Origin of the sequence: Mesorhizobium sp. M0207, from assembly GCF_040321995.1 — a bacterium.
Taxonomy (GTDB): domain Bacteria; phylum Pseudomonadota; class Alphaproteobacteria; order Rhizobiales; family Rhizobiaceae; genus Mesorhizobium.
Genome location: NZ_JAMYSQ010000034.1, coordinates 19,096 through 33,048, shown reverse-complemented (window position 1 = coordinate 33,048; position 13,953 = coordinate 19,096). Strand labels below are relative to the sequence as shown.

Below are 13,953 nucleotides of genomic sequence, written 5' to 3'. Positions count from 1 at the left end.
CTCGATGCGCCCCTGGCGCGTTTTGGAATGAGGTGATCGACAGTGCGGTCCACCCTGACAGACATAGCCCGGGAGGCCGGCGTTTCGGCCGCCACGGTCGACCGTGTGCTCAACAACCGCGCCGGGGTCAGGGCGCGCACCCGAGAGGTCGTGCTCGAAACGGCACAGCGGCTTGGCTATATCGCTGAAAATTCGAATAATCCGAGCTCGCTCAACGCGGTTACTGGCGAGGTCATACGGCTGGATTTCGCCCTGCCCGCCGGCACCAATTCCTTCATCAAGATGCTGCACCGCCAGATCGAGGCGCAGGCGCAGGCGCGGCCCGACCTCGACGTCCGTGTCGCTACTATCGAAGGCTTCAATCCGGACCGGCTTGCGCGTCTGCTGCAGGAACTGCACGGGCAGACACAGGGCGTCGGTGTGATCGCGCTCGACCATCCGACGGTCCGCGAGGCGATCCGCTCGCTTTCAGCCAGCGGCGTCAAGGTCGTCACCATCGCTTCCGACATCCTGCATGTGCCGAGGGTTGCCTATATCGGCATCGACAACCGCGCCGCCGGCCGGCTCGCCGGCTATCTGCTCAACCGCTTCATGGGTGCCGGGCGTCCGGGCAAGGTCGCGCTGTTCGCCGGTTCGCTCTCCTATCGCGGCCACGAGGAGCGCGAGATGGGCTTCCGCCACATACTGACGGAAGAATCGCCCAATCTGCAGATCGTCGAGATGCGCGAAATGCTCGACGACCGGGAAAAAGCCTATTCGGAGGCCTCCGCCCTGCTCGACCGGCACCCGGACCTGGCCGCCATCTACAATGTCGGCGCCGGCAACACCGGCATCGCCCGCGCCCTCAAGGAGCGCGGGCGTGCGCTGTCGACGGTCTTTCTCGGCCATGAGGTGACGGAAGGCACCAAGGAGCTTCTGCTCGACGGCACGCTGGACGCGGTCATCGACCAGAACCCGCGCGTAGAGGCCCGCGAGGCGCTCAACACCTTGACCCATGCGGTCAGGGGCTTGCCTTACGAACTGCACCAGCCACGGCTGCAAGTGATCTTCAGGGAAAGCATCCCGGAGATCTGAACCAGGTGAAGAAGCACGGGTGCGTCACAAATTCATAATCGCTCGGGCGAGATTTTGGCGGCCAGATTAAGGGTCCGACCGAGAATCTTCGATCAGGCTCAGACCTGCAAAATTAAATTGACTATTATCATCATGTTTTAATAAGTATCCCTGCCCGGCCCGTGTGTCGAGGCTTCTCCATCATGCCAGCCAGGGCCAACGGCCGCCGCCAGCAATCTTTGCTTTTCCCGGGGCTGCACGCATGAAACAGACAAGCAACAAGACCTTGATGGCGAGCACCGCGCTCGCCTTCGCGCTCGGCCTGCGTGCCGCGCCGCTGGCCGCCGCGCAGGAGCCGGAGAAGAACGGCGCCGCCGCCAAGGCCGATCGGCCGGTCAAGGTCGCCCAGCAGGCTAGAACTGGGCAGAACGAGCCGACCGTGCTCGACCTGATCACCATCTCGGCGACGATGATCAAGACGGCGATCATCGAATCGATGGCCGCCATCAGCGCCGTCGATCAGGAAGAGCTCGAACGCATCCAGCCTGACACCGCCGCCGACATGTTCCGCACCACGCCCGGCGTTGCCGCTTCGATGAACGGCGACGATCCGGCAACCGCCATCAACATTCGCGGCCTCGAACAATATGGCCGTGTGGTGGTGACGCTCGACGGCGCCCGCCAGGATTACTGGCGCGTCGGCCACGGCTCGGGCTCGTTCTATGTCGAGCCGGAACTAATCAAGGAAGCGACCGTCATTCGCGGCCCGGTCTCGAACGCCTATGGCTCGGGCGGCATCGGCGGCGTTGTCTCCTTCGAAACCAGGGACGCCGGCGATTTCCTCAACCAGGAGGAGCGCTGGGCGCTGAGCGAGAAGCTGGGCAATGAGGATAATGGCGACGGCTTCACCACCAGCACCACCGGCGCCTACCGTTTCAGCGACGACGCCGACATCATCGGCAACCTCATTCATCGCGACCGCGACAGCTACACCGATGGCAATGGCGACGCCGTGCCATGGACCGGCGAGAGCATCACCAGCGGCTATATGAAGGCGACCCTGCGGCCGGCCGACGGCCACGAGCTCAAGCTCGGCGCGATCCTGCAGCGCTACAATGACCAGATCACCGGATCGAGCGGCTCGACCTCGCCAACGCTGAGCCGCTACGACACCGACACGACCAACCAGACCTACACGGCTGCTTATATGTGGAGGCCGGACGACAACGAACTGATCGACCTCAGTGTCAACGCATACCACAACCGCACGCGCGCCGAGCAGACGCAGGTCTGGCCGGCAACGGCGATCGGCAACTTCCGCTATTACGACGTCGCCACGACCGGCTTCAACCTGAAGAACTCCTCGCGTTTCGACGCCTGGGAGTTGGCACATACCCTCACCTACGGCCTCGACTACTACTATCTGGAGGCCACGTCGGAGGCCGCGCATTTCGGTTCGGGCGAGCAGCAGGGTTATGGCGGCTTCCTGCAATGGCAGGGCGACTACAGCGACTGGCTGCAGCTCATCGCCGCCATGCGCTATGACGGCTACCAGCTCGACGGCAAAACGAAGACCGTGCCGCCGGCGGAAGCCTCGATTTCGGGCGATCGCTGGTCGCCTCGCCTCACCGTCGGCGTGACGCCGTTGGATGGCTTCCAGCTCTACGGCACCTATTCGGAAGGCTACCGGGCACCAGGCCTGCAGGACGTCTATCGCGGTGGCGGCGCGCATGGCGGCGGCGACAGTTACCAGCCTAACCTGCTTCTGCAGCCCGAAACGGCGAAGAACTGGGAAGCCGGGATCAATCTGAGATATGACGATGTGCTGGCCGCAGGCGACCTTTTTCGTGCCAAGGTCAACGTCTTCCACACCGCCGTCGAAGACTATATCGACGTCGACCTCACCGTTTTGCCGCGTATGGCGATCAACATCGGCGACGCGCGGCTGAAGGGCGTCGAGGCCGAAGCCGTCTACGACTATGGCTGGGGGTTCGCGAACCTCGCCGGCGCCCTGATCGACGCCAAGGTCGTCAGCGGCGTCTATTCCGGCCAGACGCTGAACAACACGCCGCTCGACCGCTTCTCGGCGACCGTCGGCTTCCGCATGCTGGAAGACCAGCTCACCGTCGGTGCGCAATATCTCAGCGTCGGCAAGATCACCCGGACAAGCCGCACCAATCCCGACGCGCCGGTCGTGGTCGATGACGGCTTCGACCTGGTCAACGTCTTTGCCAACTGGCGCATCAACGACTACGCCAAGCTCGATTTCAGCGTCGATAACGTCTTCAACACCGCCTACACCGACCCGCAAAGCGCCTGGTCGACGACGGCGGCGACGGAACAGGGCAAGGGCCGCACCTTCAAGGTGGCGCTCACAGGCAGGATCGGAGGTTGAGAATGAGGGAAGCTTCAGTGAGCGGACTGGCCTGCGAAGCGCGCTTGAACCTGCGCAACCTGCCGCATTACATCGACCGCATCAGCGACAGGCTGCAGAGCTTCGATGCCGATGCCTCGCGGGAGGGGCAGCGGCTCGACTTCCGCTTCGCCTTCGGCGACGCGTCCCTTGACATGGAGCGGCTGGTGATGCGGGCCAACGCCGCCGACCGCGATGGGCTGGCCCGCATCAAGGACCTGCTGGCCACCGCCGTAGAGGTATATGCCAAGGAAGAAAGTCCCGAGATCGTCTGGACCGGCGATCTCGCCGAAGAAACCCGCCTCGCGCAGTTCCGTGAGATGGTCGTCACCCAGGTCGGCGACCTGACGCGGCATATGCGCCGCATCCGCTTCGCCGGCGAGGATCTCTCTCGTTTTGCGAAATTCGGCGGCATGCATATCCGCATGCTGTTTCCGACCAGGGACGTCCCCGATCCGCTCTGGCCCGTGCTCGGCAGCAATGGCCTCCCGGCATGGCCCTCGGACGACAGGCGCCCGGCAGCGCGCGTCTACACCATCCGGGCCCTCGACGTCGAAATGGGCATCATCGAGGTCGACTTCCTCATCCACCCCGGCGACAGCGTCGGCGCCCGCTGGGCCATGCAGGCGGCGCCCGGCATGAAGATCGGCATGATGGGGCCGGTCGGCCGTCGGGTGCGACCGGCGTCCTGGTATCTCATGGGCGCCGACGAAACCGGCCTGCCGGCGCTGGCTCGCATGCTGGAGACTCTGCCCGCCGAGACCAAAGGCGTGGCCTTCATAGAGATCGCCGACGATGGCGAACGGCAGGTCGTCGACAACGCAACCGGAATAGAGGTGCACTGGCTGCCGAGAAATGGGGTGCCAGCCGGGCTCGACGACAGGCTGGCGCGCGCCATCCGGTCAGTCGCATGGCCGACCGGTTCGGCATTCGGCTGGTTTGCGGCCGAAGCGGCAGCCGCCACGACGGTGCGCGAACACTGGCGCGGCACGCTGGCGCTCGGTCGCAACGAAACACTGGCGGCAGCCTACTGGCGGCGGGGCGCGGCGGGACTGATGGCCGGCTAGAGCTTGCTCACCATCGCTTGCGCATCTTCGCCCAGACCGATTGCGATCCGGTCGCCGGAGACAATGCCTGACACGTCGCAGACAACCAGCGGCATGCTGATTTCGTAGAGGAATTCGGCAACGATGGCGCCGACGGCAAGGATCGGGTCCGGCCGCTCCAGGATAATGCCGGCCGGCGCCGTGCCTCTGCGGATCGCTTCGGCCAGAACCGAAGACGAGGACGACGACCCTCGCCCGCTCGGCATCACCAGGATCTTGCGGGCGATATTGCCGCCCAGGTCCGGATGCGAATGGTCGATGATGTCGCCCGTTTCGACGTCGATCCCGCCCCAGAAGCTGAGCGCCTGCGAAAGCACCAGCGCTGGGCCTTGTGCCGAGCCGGAAAGGTGGAATGTACCGGTTCTGGCCGGCGTCTTCATGGCGCGCCTCGCACGACGCGGCCGGCCGCAGCCGAGCGGACGCAGTCTTCCATGTCACCGAAGGCCACCGAGACACCGATATTGCCAGGTGCGTAATGCGCCCATTTGCCCGAATTGGTCATCACCACGCCATCGAGACGCTCGAGGATCGACGTGACATAGGTGCAGGTGTCGGTGACCGGGACAAGGCCGAAGGCTTCCATGCCGGCCAGTGCGCCTTCGTCCTGCAGCCGCGTCAGCGTCGCGCGCCCTGTGTTGACATAGATCGGGACACCTTTGCCTGGACCGACTTCGCGCAGCAGCGGCAACAGGCGCATCCACTCTTCATGGGAGAAATGCGGCGTGCCTAACGACACGGCTGCGAGCTGCACGCCGTCGGGAACGCTCGACAGCCTGGCCAGCGCATGGTGGATGTCAGCGCGAGAGATCCGGATTTTTTCCTCCGGCGCCAGGCCGTGCAACGCCTCATCCGGCGTCTCCGCCTCCGGCGTGATGCCGACGGCATGAAACAGCGCCACGGCACCCGTCGTTGCTGCCGCCGCCCCCAGCGCCTTCAATTGGTCCTCGTCGCGCGGCTGCGGCAGGCCCGATATGACAGGGATGCGGTCGCCAGCCCTTTGCCCGATGATCAGCCCGACGCCGACAAACAGAGCGTCGCTTGGCTCGAAAGCAGCGTCAGTCAGCTCGAACAGGACCTGGCCTCGTCGATTTTCACTCAGATGCAGCCCCCATGCCGGCGCGCGCCCGGTCATTGCGCAGCACAAATCGATAAAATCGCCATAGCGGTTGGTCCGCGCGCCGATCACCGAATTGGCAAAGACGATGGCGTTGGATTCACCCCAGGCGATCTGCTCGCCGAACCTTGGCCGGAACCGGGTCTGATAGGGTGCGCAGGTGAAGGTCGCCTGGCAGCCGAGTTCCAGATGCGCCTTCATCAGGCGTCGCGCCGGCGTTTCTTGCGACACCGGCATCTTCACCAATCCGGGATGGATGAGGTCGAACGAACCGACATTCAGCGTCGTCGGCACCCGAACGCGGCCGCCGCCCTCGATCAGCCTTTCGACGAAATCGAGGCTGGCCTGGCCGTGATAGAGGCAGCCGTCGATATGGGCACCGGCAATGTCCAGCAACTTGCGCGCGCCGACCGCCTTCGAAAAGGCAACCAGGATCGTCATGGCGGCAGCCGCTGCCGAGCCTTGCTCGCCATGCAGCATCGACTGGTCGCCGGCCGTCAATTCCAGCGTCATCGGCAATATTCCCGAGCCCGCACTATGCCGATCAAGCACTCCCTGATTACGGAGCGTCTGGCAAGACAGAGCTTTGGATCTCTTCTACTTCGCAGCCGTCAGCAGACCAGACGTTCACAGCTCATCGCGAAGCAAGAGAGACGCGAAGCACGGTCGCAGAGCGGGCGATCCGCGGCGGAAACGGCGCTATTCCTTCGGCGCTATTCCTTCTGGGACGGTCCGTCGGCCGCACTGCGGTCACCATCTGCAGAATGCGGCAGAATGCCGAAATCGCGCGACTTGGTCCCATGCGCCGCCGTCAGGAAACCATCGGCTGTGAGACCTCGCCTCAAAAGCTCACGTACCGCGGCCGACCGGCTCGGCATGTGCTTGTCGAAGCGCCAGTTCTCCAACGCCGCCAGTTCATCGACGGTCAGCATGATCTGCAATCGTTCCGGGCGTTCCAGTTCGGACATCTCGGCCTCCTGTCACACCAGCCTAAATGCAGCTGAGTTAGTGTGTTCCTAATTTTCTGTAGAGTTAGGTACGTGAGCAGAATGCGTCAAGGCCTTCGGATCAGCGAGTCATGCAGAAGTCAGATGAAGCGGATCAAGCGTCAGATAGGCAATCAACAAAATACGCTAACTATTTGACATAAAACGAGTTTTTAAGGAATTTCGCTTGCCAATCGCGAATCCTGGGCGCATCGTGGAACATGAGGGACAAACCGCTCCTGAAGGGAAGGGTTTTCCATGCGCTACGGATTTTCGGTTCGCCTGCACGAAGACGTCAGTTCCCGAGTTCGGGCTGTATTGCGGTCCGGGATTGCCATCAATCTGACTGCTGTCGCCGAAGCCGCGCGACTGCAGAACCTCGCCGAGAATGTTGCGCGCGAGGACATCGAATGGCTCGTCATGCAAGCAGCCCAGCTCTACGGGGCGGCTATCGAGTTCGACGGCTTCGCGGAAACCGATCTGGCGGAGTTTGCGTGCCCTCAGCTGATGCAAAGCAGCCCCGCCGCGGGTTGGGACTCCCTGGAAGACGAAGCGTCCGCTTCGCCGGATCCTGGCCGTCAAACACACTGAGCGCGTGCTCGTGTGAGCCCCCGCCATGCTGACGCCACGTGCTCGGAAAAAAGCCCGCCGCAATGGCGGGCTTTGGACTGCTGGAGCTTTGGTGGACGAAGGCCTCTCGGCCTGGTCCGACATTCATCCGATGTATTCGCCTTAGCGGCGGGCGATCAGCAGGCACAATTGGCGCAGATCGCTGTCGTAAGTGCCTCCGCTGCTGAGCACGTCAACGCAGCGCTTCTTCATCCTGGCCAACTTGTCGCCCGACATGTCGGCAACGACCTGAGGCAAGCTGGGATTGCTGGGGTTGCTGGGATTGGAAGGGCTGCCCGGGTTGGACGGATTGCTCGGATTGGTACCACCGCCGATCCCGACACCGGCGCCGACATTGATGCCGCTGCCGATCCCGACCCCCGCGCCAGCCCTAACGCCGCTGCCGATACCTACCCCCGCGCCGGCAGCAATGCCACCGGAACCGCCGATCGTCGCGCCGGCACCGGCGTTGATGCCGCTTCTGCCCCCGACCGATGCGCCGGCGCCCGCCGCGATTCCGCTGGAACCGCCAACCGTCGCGCCGGCACCGGCGTTGATGCCGCTACTGCCGCCCAACGACGCACCGAGGCCTGCCTTGATGCCGCCGCTGCCGCCAACCGTCGCGCCGGCACCGGCGTTGATGCCGCCGCGACCGCCAACCGTCGCGCCGAGGCCGGCTTTGATGCCGCCGTTGCCGCCGATGGATGTTCCAACACCAACGGCAATTCCGTCCGCGGCATTCACGGGCATCGAGAGCATGAAAATAACTGCGCTGCCTGCCACCGCATCGGTGATTGTTTTGATTAAGGTGGTCATAACACTCTCCTTGCTGTAGTTGCGCTGAACAGCCCGCGACGTCGCCGGTTGCATACCTACTAATTTGCAAGAAGATGATCGGTTTCGTTGCCGGTCAGCTCGCTGGCCCCATAGTATATTTTCAAATAACAGCCGCGTGAAATTTGTAGTGAAATTTTCCGAAAGTTTTACTTTGGGATGGCCTCTACCGATTGAAGCGATGCGAGACTCAGCTGATGGCGCCGCAACAGACGAACGTTGCGACGGTCGGCGGCCAAAGAAGGCGAATTCCTAATCAGCAAACCACAACATCAAACCTACCTACGGTAATAGAACAAGGGGGGCCGAGAAGATCCGCGCTGCGCGGGTTTGCTTCACTGTGCTGCGTCATTTTTGCCGGAACCTTTCCATCACCCGGGTTGTTTTTTCTGTAGTCGCCACATGATGATAACCCAATGATGGAGATCAACATGCTTACGAAAATCGTGACAGCTTCCATACTTGCAGCCGGTCTGGCGACCGCGGCGATGGCCCAGAACGCCGGGTCGGACAACAATGCGCCTGGCAGCGAGAAGAGCATCGTCGTCCAGCCCAAGCCGAACGGTATTGACCCTGGCACGACCCGCAGCACGATGGGCACGACGGGTACCATGAACTCCAATGCGGATGAAAACTGCCCTGCAACCCCGCAAGGAGCTCAACCCGATGCATCCAACAAGCCTGCCGGGACGGTTTCACCGACTGTCAACGACAACAATTGCGGTAAGTAGTTAGCCGCGCCAATCGGGCTTGCCATCGCGGGCTTGCGGCAGCAGGACCGGACTGGTTTTGCTGCCGATCATGGAACGATGTATGGGCCGACCACCCGCGAGATCCAGCGTTGGAATCAAATCCGCTTGCGTTCACGCTTTACGTGGTCGCGCCTTGGATTTGCTTCCGTCCTTGCTGGCGGCCGGCTTAGGCTGGCGTGCTTTCGGCTTCGGTCGGCTGGCGGTCTCCGGCGCGGCGGTTTCTGCGTCGATTTCGGCGGTAGCCTGATCCCAATGCTGCTGATGCGCCCCGTCGGGCCTGCCTGCCTGTTCCCAGATCGCGTGTGCTCGCTGGCGAATCCGTTCCTGCCTGTCCGTCACTGATACCTCCGTCGGCTCGGTTGATGCGTAAGCAACCTTGTTCTAGCTGAAATTTCGACCGGCGTCTTGAGCGGCAGGCGACACCGTCATTGAACCTCTCTGTCACACAGGACGGCGACCCCGAGGAGCGCCGCCTTCTTGATGATCAGCCCTTCAAGGTCCGCGTCCGAGCGCTCGGTTCCGGTGCGTTCGCGCAACAGTGCTATCGCCGCCTTCATCGACAGCAGGCCATCGCCTCGTTCAGCAAGCAGTTTGTCGACGGCTGCGGCCACGTTGACCGGCTCGACATGCGGCAGCATGGGAATGGCTCCTTTCCTGTTTCGAGACGACAGCGGCTCCATCCCGATCCCTCGGGATGGAGCTCTCATTTGATAATTTAGGCCATGACCTTCCAAATCCGGTTCGCGGTTTGGCAACGCCGATCACTCGATGACCTGCACGATCTTGCGGGTGTCTGGGTCGACGAGCACGGTGCGATTGCCGACGACGACGTATCTGTACCGCACGTCTGGAACATCGATCGGTTGCAGCTCGACCGTATCGGGCAACGTGGAACCGATATTGAGCTCCACCCCCAGAAGACTGATCGACGCCAGCGGGTGCTTGTGGACGTATTCGCGGATGACCGTCTGCTGTTTGGGCGTGACAATCACCTGGTCCGCGGTGGCCACGCCGACGCCGGCAAGCAACGCCAATCCCGCCGCAGCAGGAACAAGGTGGATTTTCATCGTCTACTCCTGTTGTTACGGGCCTCGCCCTTACAATTGCGACGCGGCATTCCGGTCGAAGCGGCGAACCCTCTAGGCAAACGCCCACGCCACCTTGTTGTTCCGTAAGTCGCGGCTAATCGAACAGCGGTGAAGTGCCCGCGCGATGCGGCGAATGGACTGCGAATGAGCTTGCGGTGGCCCGCGTCGCAAGACGCGGGCCGATCGGTTTCCCGATCAGCAGCGATACCGGAGGGGGGTGATATCTACTGCGTCTGAAATAACATTTAGGACAAGCTAATGTTCCTCAGCGAGTGCAACAAACCTGCCGGCGCGAGCGGCGCGAAGTTGCCGCTCGTCGCTGCTACTGCTTTGGCGGCTGTGGCGGCACCTCGCCGGGCTTGATCACCGGGGTCTTGCCCTCATCCGGCGGTGGCGCCGCCATGCCCTGATCGCCCGTTGGCGGGGGCTTCAGGACCCCACCGCATGGCTCGAGCGTATCGGACAAATTGTTGCCGGCCGGCTTCTGCTGTTGGCTGTTCTGGTCCGGCGGCTCGACTTTGCAGCGGTCGGATTGCGCCTGTTCGCCCGGCTGCGCGGCCGCCGGCACCGCCAGCAGCAGCGCACCCAACATGTACGGCAAGAAAATGAGCGGTCTCATGTCGAGCTCCTTTCGCGCCAGTATCTTCTGAATGTGAAGGCGGGCCGGCGCGATTGGTTCCGTCGTGCGGCAATGGCGCGCGGACCGCAGCGGCCCGGAACCGGCTGCCAGACTTATGAGTTCAACCACTGAGCCAATTCAGGGCCGCTGACATTATGGAGAACCGGCGATGGAACCGCGCAGCAAAGAACGAACCGACGACGAGACGGAGAGCCCGACGATCCAGCAGCAGGACTGGGATGCCATCCGGAGCGGGAGAATCCTCCCTGACGGCGTGCCGCAAAACGGCGATATTCGCTATGACGTCGAGAAGAGCGGCGAACTGCCGGAGGAGGACGACGATAACGCTTACCAGGACAGCGACGAGGCCTTGCCGGACGATACGGATGAACGTGTCATTTCGCGCGATCTCGCACGCGAAGGTGGCCCTTTCGACGAGGAATGAGCCGCCGCCTGCTTTCAATTCGGGAGGTCGAAGAGCGGCTCCTGGCAGCGATAGACCAGACATTGACCGTCACGCGTCTTGATATACGCGGCGCGCGGCACCTGCGGCCAGTCGCATTCATTGCCGAATTGGCGGACGTAACGGTCGTAGGTGTTCTGGCCGGTGGTGAGCACGACAGAGCGATGCCTCTGGATCAGAAGCTGCGTCTGTTCGCATGTCATCGCGCGGCTGTCCGGCCGCGCGTCGGCCGTTGCGGCAAACAGAAGCGCCCCGGCTGTCAGGACTGCCGCTTGTGTCTGGACCTTGGCAAGCATGACACCATCTCCCATGCCTAACGCGCATCTTGGTCGGGCAGCGCCGGATCGAGCCGCCCTGTCGCGAAAGAAAGATCGTACAGAATGCGAGCAAAAATGCAAAAAGCCCGCCGCACCTTTCGGCGCGGCGGGCTCCAACTGAACGTCACTATTTCGGCGGGCTTGGGCGGCTTATTCCCCCTTCACCGGCCCGAACCGGCGCACGATAACCTCGAAGACGATGTCCGAGATCCACATCGCCGAGACGCCAATCAGAAAAGCCGCGGCGAGCGTCGTGGTGTCGTCGTCCGGAGAAGGAATGGGCAGGCCGGCGGCGCGGAAATAATGCACGACCGGCAGCGTCAGATAGGCCGCCGCCAGCGCGCCGCAGATCGGCGAGGCCACCATTTCGCGGACCTTGTAGCGGTGGCGCGACAAGGCCCGCAAAATGCCGCCGGACAGGCCGGCGACCAACACCGGCGCCTTGATGCCCAGGACGTCGAGCAATTCGTGCATCATGGCGTCCACCCGCACCATCTGGCGCCCTGCCCGTTGAAGGCGTTCATCTCGTCGAGCTCGGGCCGGCTCATGGCGGCAACGACCGGGGAGGATGGCCGGCGCGGCTGGTTGTGGTCGCACCAGACCTGGCGCGGATTGCCGGCCGGCGCGGTTGTCGTGCAGCCGGCGAGCACCACGCAGAGGATCAGCGCCTTGCCCATTTCTGAGCCTCCGCTCTTGCTGCCGCATCGGCCATGCCGGCGGCCTTGCGCTCTTCGGCGGCCTCGCGCCTCATTTCCAGGCGATCCTCGGCGGCCGCGACTTTTGCCTCTGCCTGTTTGACCGCCTCCTTCCTCGCCCGGTTGATGCCGCCGGCAACGTAAAGGCCGATGCCGCCCGCCACGGCAGCGAATGCCGTCATGACGAGCTTGTTGCCGATGATGGCGCTGAGAATGCTGAGAAGCGCTGCCGTCACAAGTCCTCCGCGCGGCGGCGGCGCAGGAACTCGGTCAAAACGCCGTTGATCACAAGAAACCAGGGGAACCATTCCCCCGGAACGACCGGCGAAAGAACCTGCGGGTCGACATAGGTGACGATAGTCGCGATGACGCCGATGGCCGCCTGAAGCCGCGCCCAGAATATTGTCTCGCTGTCGCGGAAAAAGCTCTTGATCCGGGTCCACATGTCATTTCCTTCCGAATAGCTTGAGGATGGCTGATAGTTTGAGGATGGCGGCGATCAGCGCTGCCCAGAAGCCGGGCTTGGCGACAGCCACGGGAGGTACAGAGGGCGTAGCGGTCGCTTGTGGAACGGCGATTGGCTTGGCGGGCTCTGGCGGGGCTGCGGGGACGACCGCGGACGACACCGGACCGGCAGACGGCCAGGGCGTGTCCTTGATGCGCGACCATTTGCGATAGGCCTCGGCAAGCCTGGTATTGTAGGCGTTCTTGCGATAGCCGGCGCCGTTGTAGCCCTTGGCGAATCCCGACCAGTCATGATTGCGCAGATTGTCGTCGAGCCGCTTCTCGACGATGAAATCGATCGCCGCGCCGAGCTGCAGCGCCTCGTCCGCCATCATCGCCTCGGCCATCGCCTGCACGGTAAGAAAGCCGGCGGCCTTGAAGTTCTCGCCGAGAACCTGGCCCAAGCCCCACGAAGCGGATTTGAGCGCCGCGGTTTCGTCGATCGCACAAGCTGCCCTGAGCCGTGGGTAGCTATCCCTGGGATAGGGCTTTGCGCCCCACTTCGGATAAGCGAGGCCGGCGGCTACCGCTTGTGCCCGCTTGGCACCCGACAGGTTGCGGTAGAAGACGTGCGGTTCGAACAGGATGACCGGCCGGCCAACGGCGTCGAAGCCGTGCCCGCTGGTCTCGACATCGAGGAACGCGTGCATCTCGTCCTCGCCGACGCCGATCCGGGCACCGAGTTTCGGCAAGTCTATATCATCGAGGCGCCTGGCGGCGCCCCTGAACGTCATGTCCATGGGCAGTCCTTTCCGCCCTCGCGGGCAAGGTTTTGAGGTTGAAAAAGCAGATGCGCGGCGGCAAAGCAGAATTTGGCGGCAGCCCGCGCCGATGTGGCAAGGAAGGTTGATGTTTTCGACCCGCCGTGTGAAATGGCCGCGGGATGGTGCACATGTCTGATGATGAACAAACCGCTGCGGCACGCTGGTCGGTGAAGTCCGAGCTCCGCGCCGTCGCTCGCGACAAGCCGTTGCTCGCGGTGCTGGCGGCGATCCTCTGTCTCTATTGTGCGTTTATCGCCGGACCGATCGTCTATGCGGTGCTGGCCATCAACGGCATTGCGGATTTCTTCAAATGAAGCCGGTTCCGGCGATATCGCTGCGGTCCGGCGCGCTGGGTCTACCGGCCCCGAAATTGCTTGGCCTGGATGAAATTGCCTAGCCGGGATGAAACTGTTCCCGTCTATCGTTCGTAGCTTTAGCGGGAGGACACGTGACGATAAGAATCAGGCTTCCGGGCGGCACCTTGAAGATCAAGAAAAGGAGCGAGCTGCGGCGCCGCGAGCAGAACCGCGAGGTGCCGGTTTGGCAGGTCGGCAATTACTTCGTCATCTGGTGGCCGAGCGGCGTGTCCGATCGCCCATCCTCGCCCAGAAAATCCTCGCCCAGGAAATAGCCCGC

The 13,953-nt window shown here is 63.0% G+C and carries 22 protein-coding genes; 8 read left to right on the top strand and 14 right to left on the bottom strand.

Annotation, left to right across the window (positions count from 1 at the left end):
* Nucleotides 1-42: 42 nt before the first annotated feature.
* From NKJ15_RS29620 to NKJ15_RS29610, 3 genes are all read left to right on the top strand, one after another.
* Nucleotides 43-1,074: a LacI family DNA-binding transcriptional regulator gene (locus NKJ15_RS29620; RefSeq protein WP_352772999.1), complete on the top strand. Its 1,032-nt coding sequence runs from the start codon at nucleotides 43-45 to the stop codon at nucleotides 1,072-1,074.
* A 241-nt stretch (nucleotides 1,075-1,315) separates the two neighbouring features.
* The gene (locus NKJ15_RS29615; protein WP_352819322.1) at nucleotides 1,316-3,448 is read left to right on the top strand and encodes a TonB-dependent hemoglobin/transferrin/lactoferrin family receptor; all 2,133 of its coding nucleotides are present in this window, start codon (nucleotides 1,316-1,318) and stop codon (nucleotides 3,446-3,448) included.
* Between the two features lie 2 nt (nucleotides 3,449-3,450).
* Complete coding sequence (locus NKJ15_RS29610; protein WP_352541118.1) at nucleotides 3,451-4,533, top strand: SIP domain-containing protein; 1,083 nt, start codon at nucleotides 3,451-3,453, stop codon at nucleotides 4,531-4,533.
* Here NKJ15_RS29610 and NKJ15_RS29605 read toward each other — a convergent pair.
* From NKJ15_RS29605 to NKJ15_RS29595, 3 genes are all read right to left on the bottom strand, one after another.
* Complete coding sequence (locus NKJ15_RS29605) at nucleotides 4,530-4,952, bottom strand: aconitase X swivel domain-containing protein (RefSeq protein WP_352474226.1); 423 nt, start codon at nucleotides 4,950-4,952, stop codon at nucleotides 4,530-4,532. The genes NKJ15_RS29610 and NKJ15_RS29605 overlap by 4 nt on opposite strands.
* Nucleotides 4,949-6,199, bottom strand: a complete 1,251-nt coding sequence (locus tag NKJ15_RS29600) for an aconitase X (protein WP_352503643.1) — start codon at nucleotides 6,197-6,199, stop codon at nucleotides 4,949-4,951. The genes NKJ15_RS29605 and NKJ15_RS29600 overlap by 4 nt, the downstream gene beginning before the upstream one ends.
* 200 nt (nucleotides 6,200-6,399) lie before the next feature.
* On the bottom strand, nucleotides 6,400-6,654 hold the full coding sequence (locus NKJ15_RS29595; RefSeq protein ID WP_352474222.1) for a hypothetical protein: 255 nt from the start codon (nucleotides 6,652-6,654) through the stop codon (nucleotides 6,400-6,402).
* A gap of 276 nt (nucleotides 6,655-6,930) precedes the next feature.
* Between NKJ15_RS29595 and NKJ15_RS29590 the strand changes: the two genes are divergently transcribed.
* The gene (locus tag NKJ15_RS29590) at nucleotides 6,931-7,263 is read left to right on the top strand and encodes a hypothetical protein (protein ID WP_352474220.1); all 333 of its coding nucleotides are present in this window, start codon (nucleotides 6,931-6,933) and stop codon (nucleotides 7,261-7,263) included.
* A gap of 141 nt (nucleotides 7,264-7,404) precedes the next feature.
* Here NKJ15_RS29590 and NKJ15_RS29585 read toward each other — a convergent pair whose 3' ends face one another.
* The gene (locus NKJ15_RS29585; RefSeq protein ID WP_502906962.1) at nucleotides 7,405-8,151 is read right to left on the bottom strand and encodes a hypothetical protein; all 747 of its coding nucleotides are present in this window, start codon (nucleotides 8,149-8,151) and stop codon (nucleotides 7,405-7,407) included.
* Nucleotides 8,152-8,531: 380 nt separating this feature from the next.
* Between NKJ15_RS29585 and NKJ15_RS29580 the strand changes: the two genes are divergently transcribed.
* Nucleotides 8,532-8,846 carry a hypothetical protein gene (locus tag NKJ15_RS29580; RefSeq protein ID WP_352474216.1) on the top strand — a complete coding sequence of 105 codons (315 nt, stop codon included), beginning with the start codon at nucleotides 8,532-8,534 and terminating at the stop codon, nucleotides 8,844-8,846.
* Nucleotides 8,847-8,978: 132 nt separating this feature from the next.
* Here the strand turns inward: NKJ15_RS29580 and NKJ15_RS29575 are convergent, their stop codons facing one another.
* From NKJ15_RS29575 to NKJ15_RS29560, 4 genes are all read right to left on the bottom strand, one after another.
* Complete coding sequence (locus tag NKJ15_RS29575) at nucleotides 8,979-9,206, bottom strand: DUF2934 domain-containing protein (RefSeq protein WP_352474214.1); 228 nt, start codon at nucleotides 9,204-9,206, stop codon at nucleotides 8,979-8,981.
* 86 nt (nucleotides 9,207-9,292) lie between these two features.
* On the bottom strand, nucleotides 9,293-9,505 hold the full coding sequence (locus NKJ15_RS29570) for a hypothetical protein (RefSeq protein ID WP_352452715.1): 213 nt from the start codon (nucleotides 9,503-9,505) through the stop codon (nucleotides 9,293-9,295).
* Between the two features lie 123 nt (nucleotides 9,506-9,628).
* Nucleotides 9,629-9,934 (bottom strand): DUF1236 domain-containing protein, encoded by a 306-nt coding sequence (locus NKJ15_RS29565; protein ID WP_352474210.1) that lies wholly within the window; start codon nucleotides 9,932-9,934, stop codon nucleotides 9,629-9,631.
* A gap of 343 nt (nucleotides 9,935-10,277) precedes the next feature.
* Nucleotides 10,278-10,574: a hypothetical protein gene (locus NKJ15_RS29560; RefSeq protein ID WP_352474209.1), complete on the bottom strand. Its 297-nt coding sequence runs from the start codon at nucleotides 10,572-10,574 to the stop codon at nucleotides 10,278-10,280.
* A gap of 169 nt (nucleotides 10,575-10,743) precedes the next feature.
* Between NKJ15_RS29560 and NKJ15_RS29555 the strand changes: the two genes are divergently transcribed.
* On the top strand, nucleotides 10,744-11,019 hold the full coding sequence (locus NKJ15_RS29555; RefSeq protein ID WP_352474207.1) for a hypothetical protein: 276 nt from the start codon (nucleotides 10,744-10,746) through the stop codon (nucleotides 11,017-11,019).
* 14 nt (nucleotides 11,020-11,033) lie between these two features.
* On the opposite strand, the gene NKJ15_RS29550 is transcribed toward NKJ15_RS29555, so the two are convergent.
* The 6 genes from NKJ15_RS29550 to NKJ15_RS29525 all read right to left on the bottom strand — a co-directional run bounded on the left by NKJ15_RS29550 (nucleotide 11,034) and on the right by NKJ15_RS29525 (nucleotide 13,293).
* A complete protein-coding gene (locus NKJ15_RS29550; protein WP_352474206.1) occupies nucleotides 11,034-11,333 on the bottom strand; it encodes a hypothetical protein in 300 nt (99 codons plus the stop codon).
* A gap of 171 nt (nucleotides 11,334-11,504) precedes the next feature.
* Nucleotides 11,505-11,828 carry a hypothetical protein gene (locus tag NKJ15_RS29545; RefSeq protein ID WP_352819342.1) on the bottom strand — a complete coding sequence of 108 codons (324 nt, stop codon included), beginning with the start codon at nucleotides 11,826-11,828 and terminating at the stop codon, nucleotides 11,505-11,507.
* The gene (locus tag NKJ15_RS29540) at nucleotides 11,828-12,031 is read right to left on the bottom strand and encodes a hypothetical protein (RefSeq protein ID WP_352491004.1); all 204 of its coding nucleotides are present in this window, start codon (nucleotides 12,029-12,031) and stop codon (nucleotides 11,828-11,830) included. Before NKJ15_RS29540 ends, NKJ15_RS29545 begins: the two co-directional genes overlap by 1 nt.
* Entirely contained in the window at nucleotides 12,016-12,285 is a 270-nt protein-coding gene (locus tag NKJ15_RS29535; RefSeq protein WP_352819320.1) for a hypothetical protein, read from the bottom strand. Before NKJ15_RS29535 ends, NKJ15_RS29540 begins: the two co-directional genes overlap by 16 nt.
* Nucleotides 12,282-12,494, bottom strand: coding sequence for a hypothetical protein (locus tag NKJ15_RS29530; protein ID WP_352474200.1), 213 nt, complete (start codon nucleotides 12,492-12,494; stop codon nucleotides 12,282-12,284). The genes NKJ15_RS29535 and NKJ15_RS29530 overlap by 4 nt, the downstream gene beginning before the upstream one ends.
* A gap of 1 nt (nucleotide 12,495) precedes the next feature.
* On the bottom strand, nucleotides 12,496-13,293 hold the full coding sequence (locus tag NKJ15_RS29525) for an N-acetylmuramidase family protein (RefSeq protein ID WP_352819318.1): 798 nt from the start codon (nucleotides 13,291-13,293) through the stop codon (nucleotides 12,496-12,498).
* A gap of 152 nt (nucleotides 13,294-13,445) precedes the next feature.
* Here NKJ15_RS29525 and NKJ15_RS29520 point away from each other — a divergent pair, with 152 nt between their 5' ends.
* Together NKJ15_RS29520 and NKJ15_RS29515 are read left to right on the top strand one after the other, a co-directional pair.
* Complete coding sequence (locus NKJ15_RS29520; RefSeq protein WP_352474196.1) at nucleotides 13,446-13,631, top strand: hypothetical protein; 186 nt, start codon at nucleotides 13,446-13,448, stop codon at nucleotides 13,629-13,631.
* Nucleotides 13,632-13,765: 134 nt separating this feature from the next.
* A complete protein-coding gene (locus tag NKJ15_RS29515; protein ID WP_352491000.1) occupies nucleotides 13,766-13,948 on the top strand; it encodes a hypothetical protein in 183 nt (60 codons plus the stop codon).
* The last annotated feature ends 5 nt before the right edge of the window (nucleotides 13,949-13,953 follow it).